This window comes from Pseudomonas iranensis (assembly GCF_014268585.2).
In the GTDB taxonomy this organism is placed as follows: Bacteria; Pseudomonadota; Gammaproteobacteria; order Pseudomonadales; family Pseudomonadaceae; genus Aquipseudomonas; species Aquipseudomonas iranensis.
The window spans coordinates 4396537-4414947 of the sequence record NZ_CP077092.1; the positions used below are offsets into that span (position 1 = coordinate 4396537).

Consider the following 18411-nt stretch of genomic DNA (forward strand, 5'->3'; position numbering starts at 1 on the left):
ACATGACCAACTTGAATAACTTTGTTGCCATAGACTGGCGCTCCGGTCCTGATCGAATCTATTTTTTCTTCAAGGACACCGATACCTATTCGCGCTTTGATCTTGGCGACAATAGTGTCCCGTCCAATTATCCAGCCGCCACGGCAGGCAACTGGGACAACTTCGCCCCGTATACCAAAGATCTGCGCTTTGGCTTGACTACCACTTCCTTCGGCTGGAACGCCGGAAGTGACGAGGATATTGCCTGGCTGTTCTTCTATGACGGAACAACTCCGATGGTCTGCAAATACGATCAGGACAGCGATAAAGTTGCCGCCTTCTACAAGGTAGCCGACTCGGTATGGAAGCCGATTCTTCCATATTTTGACAAGATCATCGCCGGCACCTGGTTTCAACTGACAGGCCACCCTTTTCTGTTTCGATTCATCCTCGATGACGGCCACTACTTGTCTTTCGACTACAAGGCCAAGACCGTCAAGTACAACCGCTTCGGCGAATATCAGCTGGGCGCGCTGAAACCTTACAAGGACCGGATAATCACAGCGGCGCAGAATGACCGGACATTTGCAGACAGTTACTGGTATATCTTCCTGACCAACAATCAGTACCTCACTTACAACATTCAGTCCGACCGACTCGTTGCCGGCCCCAGAACCATTGATGACGGCAATTGGCCCGGCCTGCTGCGTGGCTGATTGGTCAATCCCGGCGAGCCTAGTAGGATAGGGTTAATTATCGGTTAATCGCCGCCGCCCATCCTGCACCCCACTTGCACAGGGACAAGGCTCCTCCATGCGTCATTTTTTTCTTCTGTTTGCTCTACTGGTTTCCGGTCTGGCTCAGGCCGGAAACAATCCGTTCGAGTCCAAGCCGGACTTTTTACCCGTCGACAAAGCATTCGTACTCACCTCCGAGCGTCTGGACTCGGGCGAAACCCAGCTGTTCTGGCAGATCGCTGACGGCTACTACCTGTATCAGAAACGCCTGAAATTCGACGGACTGGCCGCCGACCAGCAGCCAGTGTTGCCTGAAGGCGAATCCCACAGCGATGAGTTCTTCGGCGAGCAGCCGGTCTACCGCCAAGGGCTGGAAGTGAAAATCCCGGCAGCGGCCAGCGGTCAGATCAAAGTCAGTTATCAGGGCTGCGCCGATGCCGGTCTGTGTTATCCACCGCAAACCCGGGTGTTTGACCTGGGTGGCAAAGCCGCAGCAACACCAAGCGCTGAAGCCCCGGATCAGGCTTTGGCCAGCAGTCTGCAACAACGGGCGCTGGGCTGGAGTCTGCTGGTGTTCTTCGGACTCGGCCTGCTGCTGGCGTTTACCCCGTGTTCGCTGCCGATGCTGCCAATTCTTGCCGGCATGATTGTCGGCAGTGGTGCCACGCCTCGACGCGGTTTTGCCTTGGCCAGCAGCTATGTGATCTGCATGGCGTTGGTCTATGCCGCAATGGGTGTCATTGCTGCACTGCTCGGTGCGAACCTGCAGGCATGGTTGCAGAATCCTTGGTTGCTCGGTGCGTTTGCCGCCATTTTCGTGGTACTGGCATTGCCGATGTTCGGCTTCTTCGAGCTGCAACTGCCGGTGGCCCTGCGTGATCGTCTTGAACATGCGTCGCGCAGCCGCAGCGGCGGCAGCCTGATCGGCGCCGGTGTGCTGGGCGCATTGTCCGGTCTCTTGGTCGGGCCGTGCATGACCGCGCCACTGGCCGGCGCGCTGCTGTACATCGCACAGAGCGGTAACGCGTTGCACGGCGGTCTGATTCTGTTTGCACTGGGCATCGGCATCGGTGTGCCGCTGTTGCTGCTGGTCACCGTGGGCAACCGCTTCCTGCCAAAACCCGGGGCGTGGATGAATCTGCTCAAGGGCATATTCGGCTTCCTCTTTCTTGCCACTGCATTGTTGATGCTGCGCCCGGTACTGGACCCTTCGTTGTGGTTGGGGCTGTGTGGCGCTCTGCTGTTGATCGCCGCTTACAGCGCCTGGAAACAATCCGCAGGCTTTGGCCGCGTCGCACAGGTGTTTGGCGCCCTGTCCTTGCTGCTCGGTTTGTGGGGCAGCTTGTTGGTGATCGGTGCGGCGGGCGGCAGTGATGATCCGTATCAGCCATTGCAGGTCTACAGCGCCGGCCCTGTCGCCAGCGCGGCGCCTACGGGTCACGATGCCTTCACCACGATCAAGGAACCTGCCGCCCTGCAACGCGAACTCGACGCGGCCAAGGCTCAGGGCCAGTGGGTGTTGCTCGATTACTACGCCGACTGGTGCGTGTCGTGCAAGGTCATGGAGAAGAAGGTGTTCGGTGAGGCCAAGGTCATGCAGGCCCTGAGCGATGTGCGCCTGCTGCGCCTGGATGTGACCGCCGACAACGCTGCGAGCCGTGAGCTGCTCAGTCGCTATAAAGTTCCGGGGCCGCCGACGTTCATCTGGATCGGCGCTGACGGCGAAGAACGCCGCAGCCAGCGCATCACCGGCGAGGTCGATGCCGACACCTTCCTGCAACGCTGGTCCGCCACCCGAGATGCCAACTGATGCTGACGTTCACCCTCGGCACCTTCGCCATCGCGCTCAACCACCTGCTGCTGATCAGTGCTCTGGCGCTGGCGACGTTTGTCGGCTGGCGAGTGGCCAAGCGCGGGGGGGATAACCCCGAGTCAGCGCTGTTCAGCCTGTTTTTGCTGGGCATGCTCGCGGCGCGCGTTGCGTTTGTCGCGCTGTACTGGTCGCACTATCGCAATGATCCGTGGCAGATCATCGATCTGCGCGACGGCGGTTTCCTCGCCTGGCCCGGAGTCATCGTGCTGTTGCTGGCGGCGTTATATCGCGGCTGGCGTCGTCCCGCTTTGCGCCGTCCGCTGGGCTTCGGCGTGGTAAGCGGCGTGGCGTTCTGGCTGCTCGCCACCTTGTCGCTGAACATCTACGAACAGGGTACGCGCCTGCCGGATATATCCCTGCGCAACGCCGCTGGCGAAACCATCAAGCTCAGTGAGTATCAGGGCGGGCCGCTGGTGATCAACCTGTGGGCGACCTGGTGCCCACCCTGCCGGCGAGAAATGCCGGTGCTGGAAAACGCCCAGCAACAGCGCCCTGATCTGACGTTCCTGTTTGTCAATCAGGCCGAAAGCATGCAAAGCGTGGCGACGTTCCTGGAAACCCAGGGCCTGAGCCTGAACAACGTGCTGTTCGACCGCGGCGGCCGTCTCGGTCAGGCCGTGGGTTCCATGGCGTTACCGACTACGCTGTTCTATAGCCCGGACGGTCGCTTGCTGACCAGTCATCTCGGTGAACTGTCGAACGCCAGCCTCGCCCGCGCCCTGGAAACCTTCGACACTTCGCCTTCAAGCCCTAATCAGGCCGTTGCCCCGACCAACTCTGCAAGGAAACTGCCATGCCCCGCCTCCGCCACCTGCTGACGCTGACCCTGGGCACTGCCCTGCTGCACTTGCCGTCGGTGCAGGCTGCTGAAGAACTGCCTGCGGCGATCAAAAAGATCGAAGCCAAGGGCGCGAAAATCGTCGGCCAGTTCGACGCCCCCGATGGCCTGCGCGGGTACGCCGCGCAATACCAGAATCGCGGCATGGCGCTGTACCTGACCCCGGACGGCAAACACGTCGTGGTGGGTAATCTGTACGACGCCGACGGCAAGGACCTGAGCAGCGAGCCTTTGCAGAAACTGGTCTACGCACCGATGTCCAAGGAAGTCTGGGCCAAGTTCGAGGCGAGCAACTGGATTCAGGACGGCAACAAGGATGCACCGCGCACGGTGTACCTGTTCAGCGATCCGAACTGCCCGTACTGCAACATGTTCTGGGAACAGGCGCGGCCATGGGTCAAGGCCGGCAAAGTGCAGTTGCGCCACATCATGGTCGGCATCATCCTCGAAGACAGCCCGGGCAAATCAGCCGCGCTGCTGGCGGCGAAAGACCCGGCCAAGGCCCTGGAAGATCACGAAAAGGCCGGCAAGGGCAGCGCGCTAAAGGCCATGAAAGACATCCCGGTCGCCGTGCAAACCAAACTCGCGGCCAACATGCAGTTGATGGAAGACCTTGAACTGCAGGCCACCCCGGCGATTTTCTACATGGATGACAAAGGCGAACTGCAACAACAGCAAGGCGCGCCTTCGCCGGACAAGTTGGTGAAGATTCTCGGGCCTAAGTAGTTTTTCATTGCTTGGACCGGCCCTTTCGCGAGCAGGCTCGCTCCCACAGTTGACTGCATTCCCTCAGCCAGAATGCGATTAACTGTGGGAGTGAGCCTGCTCGCGAATGAAGCTCACTCGATCTAGCGGTTGCGCTCGGCCAGAAACGCCAGCAGTGCCTCAGTGACAAACTCGGGATTCTCCAGATTGGAGATATGCCCCGCCTCCGGTACCAGCACGCACGGGCAACCGATCAATTCAGCCATTTCCCGTGCTTCCGAGGCTGGCCGTGGTTTGTCCTGATCGCCGCACAGCACCAGTGTCGTCTCCGGGTTCAGCTCGCTCAGACGTGGCAACAGATCGTCGCGACCAAACGTGATGCGTCCCATCGGTACGATGCTGTCGCGCAGACGCTCGGGCGAGTAGCTCTTCAATTTCGCGCGGAAGTCCTGATACAGCGCCGACTGCGGGTCGATGCCCGGGCGGAAGAAGATCGGTACGACGATATCGAGCAGTTGTTCGGAGATGGTACCGGTGTCTTCGATCTGCTTGAACAGCGAGAAGTAATACTGCCGGGTCGGTTCTGGCTCGACGCCGACGTAGGTGTCCATCAGCACCAGACCGTTGAGACGTTGCGGTGCGGACAGTGCCAAACGCACGCCCCACATGCCACCGACGGATAGTCCGACGAGGGTGACGCGATCAATGTCCAGATGATCGAGCAAGGCCTGCGTCTGACGGGCAATGTCGTCCAGCGATGTGGTGCCTTCGGGTAACTTGCCGGACTCGCCATGCCCCCACAGATCCACGGCAATGACGCGATAGTGCGGGGTCAGCGCGGCGATCTGCGGCGCCCACATCGCTTGATCCCAGAGATAACTGCCGGCCAGCAACACGGCGGGGCCGGTGCCTTGATCAATGTAGTGCAGTGCTTGTCCGTCAACCGTGAAAAAGGGCATCGACCACCTCCGCGAGAAAAAACAGAACCGGCAGACTGAGCTGCCGGTTGTTGATCGTCAAGGATGGAAATGTACAGTCATGTACTGGTGATTTGTGTTGAGTTCACCGACGCCATCGCTGGCAAGCCAGCTCCCACAAGGTTCAACGTCGTTCACAAGATTTGTGCTCACCGCAAAAACTGTGGGAGCTGGCTTGCCAGCGAAGAGGCCGGCCCAGGCGCCGGAGGACTACAACCCCTCCAGCTCCGCCATCAGATCATTCAACCGATCAACCTTCTCCTCGGTAATATCACTGGCCGCCAGCCCATCGATGTATTCGGCCAGTTCCTCCACCGTGCTGCATTCGAACATCGCGCGCAGCGGCACGTTGCGTTGCAGGGCTTTTTGTACCCGCGATGCAATTTGCGTAGCCAGCAGCGAATGCCCGCCCAGTTCGAAGAAATTGTCGCGCACGCCGACCTTTTCCACTTTCAGCACCTCAGCCCAGATATCAACCAGGATCTGCTCCAGCTCGTTGCGCGGCGCCAGATAATCCTCGCTCTGCAACTGACCGATCTCCAGTGCCGGCAAGGCTTTGCGGTCGAGTTTGCCGTTGGCATTGAGTGGCATTTGCTCCAGCCACAGCCAGTGCAGCGGCACCATGTATTCGGGGAGTTCGGCGCGCAGGCGCTGCTTGATCCGCTCCAGGCGTTCGCCCGGATTGAGCGCCGCATCGGCCGCGACCAGGTAGCCCACCAGATGCTTGCCGTTGACGCCTTCCTGGACACCCACCGCCGCGTCGCGCACTTGCGGTTGTTCATGCAGGCGCGCTTCGATTTCACCGAGCTCGATACGGTAACCGCGAATCTTCACTTGATGATCGACGCGGCCGACGTATTCCAGCACGCCGTCAGTGCGGCGCCGTGCCAGGTCACCGGTGCGGTACAGGCGTTCGCCCGGCGCGCCGAACGGATTCGGCACAAACACCGGCGCGGTGCGCAGCGGATCGCTGACGTAACCGCGACCGACGCCGATCCCGGCAACACATAACTCACCCACCGCGCCCAACGGCACCAGATCCAGCGCGCCATCGACCAGGTACAGCAAGTTGTTATCGGTCGGCGTGCCGATCGGCAAGTAACTGCCGCGCGTTGAAGCCATGTCGACACGGAAGAACGCCACATCATCCGAGCATTCCGCCGGGCCGTAAGCATTGACCAGACCAATGTCCGGGTAACGCAGCAGCCATTGATGGGCCAGTTCCGGCGGCATCGCTTCACCGGTCGGCAGCATCCAGCGCAAACCATCAAGGCTCAAACGCTCGGAGCCGAGCATGCCCTGAATCAGCGACGGCACACTTTCCAGCACGGTGATGCCCTGCGCCTGTACATGCGCCAGCAAACCTTGCGGATCGTGGGCAATCGTATTCGGCACGATGTCGACCCGCGCGCCGAACAACGGCGCGGCAAGGAACTGCCAGACGGAAATGTCGAAGCTTTGCGAGGCGGTCTGCGCGATCACATCGGCCTCGCTCAAGTCGAGGTACGGGCGTTTGCTCAACTGGTTGTTGAGCATGCCGCGCTGCTCGACCATCACGCCTTTAGGCAGCCCGGTCGAACCCGAGGTGTAGATCACATAGGCGAGATTGTCCGGGCCACTGTGGATGCCCGGATTGTGCGTCGCTGCCACCGATGCCTGGACCTCTTCCCACACCAGCAGGCGCGGGCGATTCGAACAGCCAAACTCTTCGAGCAAGGTCTGCGCCTGCTCAAGGCAGGCTGCACTGCACACCAGCAACGGCGTGCGGCTCAGCTCGATGATGCGGCTCAGGCGCTGGCTCGGCAGACCCGGGTCCAGCGGCAGATAACCAGCCCCGGCCTTGAAGCTGCCGATGATCATGCCGAGCAGATCGAGATTACGCTCGGCCAGCAGCGCCACCGGTTGATCCATGCGCACGCCGGCAGCCACCAGGGCGTGGCCGAGGCGGTTGGCGTTGTGATTCAGTTCGGCATAGCTCAATTGCTGATCGAGGCAACTGGCGGCAACGCGCTGCGGATGCGCCGCGACCTGCGCTTCGAACAACGCCACGTAGCTTTGCTCCAGCGGATAGTCATGGCCGCTCTGGTTGCAACCGTGCAGCAGGAAGTCGCGTTCTTCGTCGCCGAGCAGCGGCAAATCGGCCATGTCGCCATGGAAACCGTCGACCAGCGCCAGCAGCAGGCGCTTGAACTCACTGAGCATGCGCTCGACCGTCGATTCGTCGAAGTAACGCTGGTCATACGACAAATGCAGGCCAAGGTCGTCGCCCGGGTAACACACCGCCGTCAGCGGGAAGTTGGTGTGGGTGCGGCCGGAATCCGAGGTCGCATTCAGGCTCTGTGCACGATCAAGCACCGAGACTTCCACCGGGGCGTTTTCGAAGACGAACAGGCTGTCGAACAGCGGCTGGCCTTTGGGCAGTTCGCTCTGTTCCTGGATGTTTACCAGTGGCAGGTATTCGTACTCGCGCAGTTGCATGTTGCTGTCGAGCAACGCGCTGAGCCATTGACGCACGCTGCTGCGCTGATCGTCCTCAGGCATCTTCACCCGCAGGGCGATGCTGTTGATGAACAGGCCGACGGTGCGTTGCATTTCCGGCATCTCCACCGGCCGCCCGGCCACAGTTACGCCGAAGAGCACGTCGCGATCGCCGCTCAGGCGCCGCAAAACCAGAGCCCACGCAGCCTGGGCGAAAGTGTTGACGGTCAGTTGATGTGCCTGCGCCAGTTCCCGCAGCCGTGCGCCGTCCTCGACATTGAGGCGGGTGTAGCGGTCGCCGACGATCATGCCGCCGCTTTCACCAGCGTGTTCGCGCAGGAACGGCCGGTCGCTCGGGATCGGCGTGGTGCGCTCGAAGCCTTGCAGATTCTGCCGCCACCACTGCCGCGCCTCGGCCAGGCTCTGGCGTTGCAGCCAACCGATGTAATCGCGATAACGCGGCGGCACGCCCAACTGCGCTTCACGACCTTCACCGAGGGCGGTATAGATCTCGAAGAAGTCGTTCATCAGCAGCGAACGGCACCAGGCGTCGATGAGGATGTGGTGGTTGTTCATCATGAACCAGTAGCGCGCCGCGCCGACCTTGATCAGGCGCAGGTGAAACGGCGCCTGATTGAGCAGATCGAACCCGGCTTCGCGTTCGCTTTTCAGCAGCGCTTGCAACTGCGGTTCCTGCTCGGTTTCGGCGACGGCGCTCCAGTCCAGATACTCGATCGGCGTGCGCCCCGGCGTGTGAATCACTTGCAGCATGTCTTCGCCAACGTTCCAGCAGAACGAAGCGCGCAATGCTTCATGACGAGCGACCACCGCTTGCCAGGCCTGAGCGAAACGCTCGGGGTCGAGCTCGCTGTTGATGCGATATCGATCCTGCATGTAGTACAGACCGGTGCCCGGCTCGAGCAAGGTGTGCAGCAACATGCCTTCCTGCATCGGCGTCAGCGGGTAGACGTCTTCGATGTGCGCGGCCGGCACCGGCAGCGCATCGAGTTGCGCCTGAGTCAGTTTCGCCAGCGGGAAGTCCGATGGTGTCAGGCCGCCGGCCTCGTCTTTTAGACAATGGGCGATCAGGCTTTGCAACTCACCGAGGTAGGCGGCGGCCAGATCGTTAATGGTTTGCGCCTCGTAACGCTCGGCACTGAAAGTCCAGCGCAGCAGCAGTTCACCACCGTAAACCTGACTGTCGACGCTCAGCTCGTTGGGCAACGGCGCCTGCGGATCGTGGGCTGCACCGATTGGCTCATCGAGAGGACGGAACAGCGCATCGCTGCCGAAGCTCTGGTCGAACTGGCCGAGGTAGTTGAAGGTGACCTGCGCCTGCGGCAGCGCGGCCATGCTCTGCCGGCAGCCGTCATCGGCCAGATAACGCAGCACGCCATAACCGAGACCTTTGTGCGGCACGGCGCGCAGTTGTTCCTTGATTGCCTTGATCGAAGCGCCCTGCCCGGCAGCCTCTTCGAAGTTGTGCGGGGTCAGGCGCAGCGGGTAAGCGCTAGTGAACCAGCCGACCGTGCGGGTCAGATCAATCTCGTCGAACAGGGTTTCGCGACCGTGTCCTTCCAGTTGAATCAGTGCCGAGGGCTGGCCACTCCAGCGGCACAGCACACGAGCCAGGGCGGTCAACAGCAGGTCGTTGACCTGAGTGCGATAAGCGCTCGGTGCCTGTTGCAGCAACTGCCGGGTGCGCTCGGTATCGAGGCGTACGCTGACGGTTTGCGCATGACGATTCTGCCTGCCGCCCTGCGGATTTTCGCAAGGCAGATCAGCGCTCGGCCCGGCCAGTTGTGCTTGCCACCAACCGAGTTCTTCGCGCAGGGATTCGCTGCCGGCGTAGGCCTGCAAACGCGCGGCCCAGTCCTTGAAGGCGCTGGTTTTCGCCGGCAGTTTCAGCGGCTGCGCAGCGTCGAGCTGGCGATAGGCGGTTTGCAGATCATCCAGCAGCACGCGCCACGACACACCGTCGACCACCAAGTGGTGGATGGCGATGAACAGGCGTTGCTGAACATCCGCAACATCGACCAGCACCGCGCGCAGTAACGGGCCGTTGTGCAGATGCAGACTGCGTTGCGCGTCGGCGAACAGAGATTCGCACCGATCCAGCGAATCGACGCTGACTTGCCAGAGCACATCCTCATTCATCAGCGCTCGATGCGTCGCTTGCCATGCATCATCGGCTTCAGTGAAACGCAGACGCAGGGCATCGTGCTGCTCGATCACTGCCAGCAAAGCTTGCTGCAATCGTTGCGGCTCGAGGCGCACAGTCGGTTCCAGCAGCAGCGCCTGATTCCAGTGCTGACGCTGGGGAATGTCCGTATCGAAAAACCAATGCTGAATCGGTGTCAGGCGCGACTCACCGTCGACCAGACCCTGCTCGGCAGTCACCTGCTGCGTGCGGCTGGCAATGGCGGCGAGCGTCTGCACGGTCTGGTGCTGGAACAGGTCGCGCGGGCTGAAGTGAATGCCCTGCTGACGCGCGCGGCTGACCACTTGAATCGACAGAATCGAGTCGCCGCCGAGTTCGAAGAAGTTATCGTTGAGGCCGACCTGCCTGACGTTGAGCACATCGCACCAGATCTGCGCCAGGGTCTGCTCCAGCTCATTGCTTGGCGCAACATAGTCCTGACGATTCAACTCGGGATCGGGCGCCGGCAAGGCGCGGCGGTCGAGTTTGCCGTTGGCGGTCAGCGGCATGCTTGCCAGCAGCATCAGCTGGGTCGGCACCATGTAGTCCGGCAGTTGCGCCTTGAGGTGCGACTTGAGCGCTTCGCGCAGTTCAGCCTGTTGCGCTTCGCCTTGCCCGGCGACATCGGTAACGAGATAACCCACCAACTGCTTGCCACTCGGCGCATCCAGCGCCAGCACCACCGCTTCGCGGATCGAAGGGTGATCGAGCAGGCGCGTTTCGATTTCGCCCAGTTCGATGCGGAAACCACGGATTTTCACTTGATGGTCGATCCGCCCCAGATACTCGACCAGACCATCGGCACGCTGGCGCACCAGGTCGCCGGTGCGATACATGCGCCCGCCATCAGCGGCAAACGGGTCAGCGACAAAACGCTCGGCGCTGATGCCCGGACGGTCGTGATAGGCCTGCGCCAGACCGGCGCCGCCGACAAACAATTCACCGGTCGCGCCTTGCGGCACCAAGGCCAGATCGGCGTCGAGAATGTAGGCGACCCGCGACCCGATCACGCTACCGATCGGCACACTGCCGGCGCCCTCTTCCAGTACCTGCGGCGCCAGACTGGCCAGCGGCATGACCACGGTTTCAGTCGGGCCATAGGCGTTGAAGAACTGCGCTGGCTGGAACGCCACGCGGATGCGCTGTAGATGCTCGCCGGTCAGCGCTTCACCGCCGGTGATGATCATGCGCACCGGCAGGACTTCATTCTGCGTGGCAAGGAACTGCGCCAACTGGCTGCCGTAGCTCGGCGTGAAGCCGAGGACGTTGATCCGATGCGCACGAATCAAGCCGCAGATTTCTTCCGCGTCCCACTGCCCTTGCGCCCGCAGCACCACCTGCGCACCGCTGAGCAGCGGCACCAGCAGACGTTCGGTGGCGGCGTCGAAGTTGATCGAATAGAAATGCAGTTCACAGTCGTCCGGGCGCATGCCGAAGCGTTCGATCACGGCCTGACAGTGCATGGCAATTTCGCCGTGGGAGACCACCACGCCTTTCGGTTTGCCGGTCGAGCCCGAGGTGTAAATCAAGTAGGCCTGATGTTGCGGCAGGCTGATAAACGGCAGCTCGCTGGCCGGGTAGTCGGCCAGTGCCGGGCTGTCATCTTCCAGACACCAGAGCGCCACGTCTGACGGCAAGTCACCCAGGGCCTGAAACATCGCCCGATCGCTGAGCAGCAGACCGATGCGGCTGTCTTCGATCATGTAATGCAGACGGTCGAGCGGGTACTCCGGATCCAGCGGCACATAGGCGCCGCCAGCCTTGAGAATCGCCAGCAGGCCGATGACCATTTCCAGCGAACGCTCCAGCGCCAGACCGACCCGCACTTGCGGGCCGACCCCGCGTTCACGCAGCGCCCAGGCCAGACGATTGGCCCGGGCATCGAGTTCGGCGTAGCTCAGGGTCTGCCCGGCGAAGGTCAGCGCTGGCGCGTCTTTGCGCGCCAGTGCCTGCTCGGCGAACAGATGATGGATGCACTGATCGAGACGATGCTCGCCCGGCTCGACGCCAAGGCTGTCGAGCAGGTGCTGTTGCTCGGAGTTGTCGAGCAACGGCAGTTCGCTGAGACGTTGCTGCGGATCAGCGATCAACGCTTCAAGCAGGTTGCGCCAATGCCTGGCCATGCGTTCGATGGTCGGTTCGTTGAACAGGTCGGTGCTGTAAGTCAGGCAGCAGCCGAGGCGATGGTCGAGATCGGTGACTTCCAGATTGAGGTCGAACTTGGTCGCCCGAGCATCGTTGGCCAGGTACTCGACGGTCATACCAGCGAGGGTGCGGCTCTGCTGGAATTCCCAGCGCTGCACGTTGCACATCACCTGGAACAGCGGGTTGTAAGCCGCGCTGCGTGGCGGCTGCAAGGCTTCGACCAAGTGATCGAACGGCAGATCCTGATGGGACTGGCCTTCGATCACGGTGTGGCGCACCTGCTCGAACAGTTCGCCGACCGACATCTGCCCGTCGAGCTGGCAACGCAGCACCTGGGTGTTGAGGAACGCACCGATCAGCCCTTCGCTTTCCGGGCGGATGCGGTTGGCCACCGGCGCGCCGATGCGCAGGTCGGTCTGGCCGCTGTAGCGGTAGAGCAACGTGGCGAGTGCGGCGGTCATGGTCATGAACAGGGTCAGACCGTTTTGCGCATTGAACGCCCGCACCCGCGCGGCGAGATCGTCACTCAGATCGAAACGGAACAGCTCGCCCTGATGGCTCTGCACCGGTGGACGCGGACGGTCGCCGGGCAGTTCCAGCAGCGGATGTTCGCGACCGAGTTGCGCAGTCCAGTAATCGAGCTGGCGCTGGCGCTCGCCGGACTCCAGCCACTGACGCTGCCAGACGCTGTAGTCGAGGTATTGCACCGGCAGCGGCGCGAGCGGCGAGGCGCGCTCATCGACGAACGCTTCATACAGCGCACTGAGTTCACGGGCAAAGATGTCCATTGCCCAGCCTTCGGTGACGATGTGGTGCAAGGTCAGGACGAAGTAATGCTCGTGTTCGGCAGTCTTGACCAGGCAGGCGCGCAGCAGCGGTCCGGTTTCCAGATTGAACGGCTGGTGCGCTTCTGCATCGGCCAGTTGCTGGACTTGTAGCTCCCGGACTTCTGCCGGCAGGCTGGAGAAATCCTTCCAGCCCATGCGCACGCCGGTCTCGGCATGCACCTGTTGGCGGGCGACCCCGTCAACGCTGGGGAACGTAGTGCGCAGGGTTTCGTGGCGCAGGATCAGCGCCTGCAAGGCGGCCTCGAAATGCTCGACATGCAGCACGCCGCGCAAGCGCGCCATGCCGCCGACGTTGTACGCCGGGCTGTCCGGTTCCATCTGCCAGAGGAACCACATGCGCTGCTGCGAATAGGACAGCGGCACCGCTTGGCTGCGGTCGACTGTGCCGATCGGCAGCTGTGGGTTGGTGCGGCCGCTGACCTGGATCAGGCGAATCTGTTCGGCGTAATCGCCCAGTTCGCTGTGCTCGAACAAGGTGCGCAGCGGCAGTTCGACGTCACAGGCCTGACGTGTGCGCGAAATGATTTGCGTGGCCAGTAGCGAATGACCGCCGAGGGCGAAGAAATCATCGCGCAGGCCGATCTGCTTCAGACCCAGCACTTCGCGCCAGATCGCGGCGATTTGTTGCTCCAGTTCGCTGACCGGTTCGATGTGTTCACGCACTTGCCACTGGGGCTCGGGCAAGGCGCGGCGATCGAGTTTGCCGCTGGGGCTCAGCGGCATCGTATCAAGGCGCAGCAATTGTGCGGGCACCATGTATTCCGGCAGCTCGGCAGCGAGGGCAGCTTTCAGCCGAATAATTTGCTCATCGGCATTTTCCTGCGCATCGGTCGCCGTGAAGTAGCCGATCAGTTGCGCGCCGGCAGCGGTTTCCCGCACCAGCACCACGGCCTGGGCGACGCCATTTTGCGCCAGCAGTCGCGCCTGGATTTCTTCCGGTTCCACGCGAAAGCCGCGCAGTTTGGCCTGCTGATCGAGGCGACCGAGGTATTCGATCACGCCATCCGAGGACCAGCGCGCACGGTCGCCGGTGCGGTACAAGCGGGCGCCATGCTCGCCCAGTGGATCGACGACAAAACGCTCGGCGGTCAACGCCGGACGCCCGAGATAACCACGCGCCAGACCGATGCCGCTGATGCACAGCTCACCCGCCACACCCGCCGGCACTGGATTGAGATCGGCATCAAGAATGCGGCAGACCACATTGCCCAGCGGCCGGCCAATCGGCGAGCGCGCACCATCGGCGGCACTGCAATGCCAATGGGTGACGTTGATTGCGGTTTCAGTCGGGCCATAACGGTTGTGCAATTGCACCGCTGGCAATTGCGCGAGTACCCGGTTGCGCAACTCGGCGGGCAAGGCTTCACCGCCGGAAAACACCCGGCGCAGGCTCGTGCACTCGGCACTCAGCGGCTCGTCGACGAACAACGCCAGCAGTGGCGGGACGAAGTGCAGCGTGGTCACGCCGTATTGCTGGACCCGTTGCGCGATGCGATGCGGGTCACGGTGTTCGCCGGGGGCGGCAAGCAGCAGCCGCGCGCCGCTGATCAGCGGCCAGAAGCATTCCCACACCGAGACGTCGAAACTGATCGGCGCTTTTTGCATCAGCACGTCGGTTTCGTCGAGGCGGTAAGTGTCCTGCATCCATTGCAGGCGCTCGGCCAGCGCGGCGTGGGTGTTGCCGACGCCTTTCGGTTGCCCGGTGGAACCCGAGGTGTAAATCACGTAGGCGAGGTTGTCGCCGTGCAGTCGCAGTCCCGGTGCCTGGCTCGGCCATTTATCCAGGTGCAGCGCATCCATGGCGATCACGCTGACGCCATCGCTGGCCGGCAGACGCTCGAGCAATTGCGTCTGGGTCAGGAGCAGTTCGACGCCGCTGTCGCGGAGCATGTACGCGAGACGCTCGGCCGGATAATCCGGATCAAGCGGCACATAGGCGCCGCCGGCCTTGATGATCGCCAGCAGACCGATCAGCAGTTGCGGCGAACGCTCGGCAGCAATGGCCACGCACACGTCCGGGCCAACGCCTTTGTCGCGCAGGTAATGGGCGAGCCGGTTGGCTTGCGCGTGCAGCTCGGCAAAATCCAGACTACCGCCGTCCCACACCAGCGCGGTGCGTTGCGGGGTGTTGCGCAATTGTTGCTCGAGCAGTTCCGGCAGCCATTGTTGCGCCGGGGTGCACGGAGCGACGCTCCAGTCCTTCTGCTGATTCTGCTCGCTGGCGGCCAGCAAGCGCAGATCGCCGATGGCCTGCTGTGGCTGTTCGCAGACCTCGCTGAGCAGATTATGGAAATGCTCGGCCAGACGCTCGATGGTCGCGGCGTCGAACAGTTCGCTGGCGTAGTCGAACGCCAAGCTCAGGCGGCCGTTGCGATCTTCTTCGCTGTGCAGTTGCAGGTCGAACTTGGCCTCGCGGCTGTGCCACGGCAGTTCTTCGGCGAGCAGACCCGGCAGGCGCTTGAGCGCACTGAGGTCGCGCTGCTGATGGTTGAACATGACCTGGAACAGTCCCTGTTCGCGGGCCTGCGGGAACGCTTCGAGCAGTTGTTCGAAGGGCAGATCCTGATTGGCCTGGGCGCCGAGTGCGGCTTGGCGGGTCTGGTTCAGCAGCTCGGCAAATGTCAGGCGCGAATCGATTTGCGCGCGCAACACCTGGGTATTGATGAAGAAGCCGATCAGGTTTTGGGTTTCCAGGCGCGGACGGTTGGCGTTGGGCACGCCGATGCGAATGTCGCGCTGACCACTGTAGCGGTGCAGCAAACTTTGCAACGCAGCGAGCAGAAGCATGAACGGCGTGGCCTGGTGGGCCTGCGCAGTCTGGCGAATCGCCTCGCTGAGTTTGCTACTAAAGCGCACGCTGTGGCGTGCGGCGCTGTGGTTGTGTCTGGCCGAGCGCGGGTGATCGGTGGCCAGTTCCAGTGGCGGATGTTCTTCGCCCAGTTGCGCTTTCCAGTACGCCAGTTGCCGCTCGCCCTCGCCTTGCGCCAGCCATTGCCGCTGCCAGTTGCCGTAATCGGCGTATTGCGTGGGCAGTGCTGCCAGTGTCGCCGGCGCACCTTGGGTAGCGGCGGCATAGAGACGCGAGAATTCGTCGAGGAGGATATTCAGCGACCAGCCGTCAGCGATGATGTGGTGCAGGGTCACCAGCAGTTGATGTTCTTCGTCATCGAGACGCACCAGTGTCACCGCCAGCAACGGGCCTTTTTCCAGATCGAACCGAGTGCGCGCCTCGTCTTCGCGAATCTGCTCGGCACGGGCTTCACGCTCTGGCGCTGACAGGTCGCTGATGTCGATCAGTTGCAGGTCGAATTCGGCAGCGGCAAGCACTTGCTGCAATGCCACACCGTCGCGTTCGAAGAAACGTGTGCGCAGTGATTCATGGCGTTCGATCAGTTGCTGGAAGCTGCTGCGCACGGCGTCTTCGTCCAGCTCGCCACGCAGGCGCAGGCCGCCGGGAATATTGTAGGCGCTGCTCTGTGAATCGAGTTGCCAAGTGATCCACAGACGGTTTTGTGCCAGCGACTGCGGCATCGGCTCGCTGCGCGACAAGGTGCTGATTGCATCTTGGGCGCTGCCGCCAGTCTGTTGCTGCTGCGCCAGGGCGGCGGCGAAAGCGGAGAGGGTTGGCGCTTCGAACAGCAGGCGCAGGCTCAGCTCGACACCGAGTGCTTCGCGAACCCGCGCGACCACTTGCGTGGCGGCGATCGAGTTGCCGCCGAGCAGAAAGAAATGGTCGTCGCCACTGACCTGCTTGACGTTGAGTTGCTCGGCCCAGATTTTCCCGATCAACGCTTCAAGGTCCGAAGTGCTGCTGGTCGCGTTTTCCGCTGCCGCTGTGATCGAAGGGAACAACGCGTAACTGTCGAGACTGCCATCGGCCAGACGATTGCGGCACGCCGAGCGCTGCAGTTTGCCACTGGAAGTTTTCGGCAACGCGCCCGGATTGAGCAGCACCACCACGCTTGGCGCCTCCTGATACGCCTCGGCCACGGCTTGGCGAATGGCTTTGATCAGCGCATCTGGCGCAAGGATTTTCTGCACGCTACGGCTGATTTCCGCAGCGATGCCGATGCCCTCTTCGCCGTTGTGAGTGACCGCGAACGCCGCCACGCGGCCCTTGCGCACCACTTCGACTTCGCGCTCGACGGTCTGCTCGATGTCCTGCGGATAGAGGTTGTGTCCGCGGACGATGAGCATGTCTTTCAGGCGCCCGGTGACGAACAACTCGCCCGCACGGATAAAACCCAGGTCGCCGGTGCGCAACCAGCTGCGGCCGGCGTGCTGGACAAAAGTCTTGGCGCTGGCTTCGGGGTTGCGCCAATAACCGTGGGCGATGCTCGGGCCGGTGGCCCAGACTTCACCGACGGCGTTATCGGCGAGTTCTTCGAGGGTATTCGGTTCGACGATCAGCACCGCGTGCTCAGGCTGGCTGATGCCGCAGCTCATGACCGCGCTGCCGTCGCCCGGCTCGGCGCGGTTTTGCGCCAGCGCCTGATCATCCACGCGCAGTGCCGGGATGCCGGCGCCACGCGGTGTTCCGGCGACAAACAGGGTCGCCTCGGCCAGACCGTACGAAGCCATGAAGCTGTTGTCGCTGAAACCGCAAGCAGCGAATTTTTCGGCGAAGCGTTCGAGGGTATCGAGACGGATCGGCTCGGAACCGGAATAGGCCACGCGCCATCGACTCAGATCGAGGCGCTCAAGGGCCGACTCGCTGACCCGCTCACTGCACAAACGGTAGGCGAAATCCGGGCCGCCGCTGATGGTGCCGCCGTATTCGGCAATCGCTTCCAGCCAGCGCAACGGCCGGCCGAGGAAGTATGCCGGCGACATCAGAATGCACGGCACGCCGCTGAAAATCGGTTGCAGCAGACCACCGATCAAACCCATGTCGTGATACAGCGGCAACCAGCTGACGATGACGTCGTCCGGGTTGACGTCGATGCCGAAACCGTGACGGATCAGCAGTTCGTTGGCGACGAGGTTGCCATGGCTGACCTGCACGCCCTTGGGCAGCGCGGTGGAGCCGGAGGTGTATTGCAAAAAGGCGATGTGTTCAGGCGGCAGGCTCGGCTCAACCCAGCGTTCGGCCAGTGCGCTGTCGAGGGTGTCGACGCACAACAGCGGCGGCGCGCCGTCGATTTTTTGCAAGGCATCGCGCAGGTCGGCGCTGGTCAGCAACAGCGTGGGCTCGGCGTCGGCGATGATCGACAGCAAACGCTCCTGATGATGACGACGCGCGGATTCCGGCGGATAGGCCGGTACCGCAATCACACCGGCATACAGGCAGCCGAAAAACGCCGCGACATAATCCGCGCCACTGGGAAACAGCAGCACCGCACGCTCACCGAATCCAGCCTGAGCCTGCAACGCAGCGGCGATGGTACGCGCGCGTTGATCCAGTTCCCGATAGCTGAGCACCACGGTCTGCTCCGGGTTTTCGGCGAGAAAACGCAAGGCCACTCGGTTCGGCGTCAGGGCCGCGCGACGCTTGAGGGCATGGACCAGGGTGCTGGGGAGTTCGAACGCGTCGGTCATGAGGTTTCCTGCCTGAATTCGGCTTGCAAGTGGAATCGGGTGGCTGCGTCACACCTGTCGAGAGGCGTGCGGGGCGCGGTCTGTGCCGACCGC

6 protein-coding genes are annotated in these 18411 nt (G+C 62.2%); 4 read left to right on the forward strand and 2 right to left on the reverse strand.

Features of this window, described 5'->3' with window-relative positions:
• Positions 1 to 2: 2 nt before the first annotated feature.
• The 4 genes from HU724_RS19745 to dsbG all read left to right on the forward strand — a co-directional run bounded on the left by HU724_RS19745 (position 3) and on the right by dsbG (position 4153).
• A complete protein-coding gene (locus HU724_RS19745) occupies positions 3 to 695 on the forward strand; it encodes a hypothetical protein (RefSeq protein ID WP_016770813.1) in 693 nt (230 codons plus the stop codon).
• 97 nt (positions 696 to 792) lie between these two features.
• Positions 793 to 2526: a protein-disulfide reductase DsbD gene (gene dsbD / locus HU724_RS19750; RefSeq protein WP_186567924.1), complete on the forward strand. Its 1734-nt coding sequence runs from the start codon at positions 793 to 795 to the stop codon at positions 2524 to 2526.
• Positions 2526 to 3407 carry a TlpA disulfide reductase family protein gene (locus HU724_RS19755; protein WP_186567922.1) on the forward strand — a complete coding sequence of 294 codons (882 nt, stop codon included), beginning with the start codon at positions 2526 to 2528 and terminating at the stop codon, positions 3405 to 3407. The genes dsbD and HU724_RS19755 overlap by 1 nt, the downstream gene beginning before the upstream one ends.
• On the forward strand, positions 3383 to 4153 hold the full coding sequence (dsbG, locus tag HU724_RS19760) for a thiol:disulfide interchange protein DsbG (RefSeq protein ID WP_186567920.1): 771 nt from the start codon (positions 3383 to 3385) through the stop codon (positions 4151 to 4153). The genes HU724_RS19755 and dsbG overlap by 25 nt, the downstream gene beginning before the upstream one ends.
• A 122-nt stretch (positions 4154 to 4275) precedes the next feature.
• On the opposite strand, the gene HU724_RS19765 is transcribed toward dsbG, so the two are convergent.
• Together HU724_RS19765 and HU724_RS19770 are read right to left on the reverse strand one after the other, a co-directional pair.
• Entirely contained in the window at positions 4276 to 5091 is an 816-nt protein-coding gene (locus HU724_RS19765) for an alpha/beta fold hydrolase (protein WP_186567918.1), read from the reverse strand.
• A 228-nt stretch (positions 5092 to 5319) separates the two neighbouring features.
• A complete protein-coding gene (locus HU724_RS19770) occupies positions 5320 to 18318 on the reverse strand; it encodes a non-ribosomal peptide synthetase (RefSeq protein ID WP_186567916.1) in 12999 nt (4332 codons plus the stop codon).
• Positions 18319 to 18411: the final 93 nt, after the last annotated feature.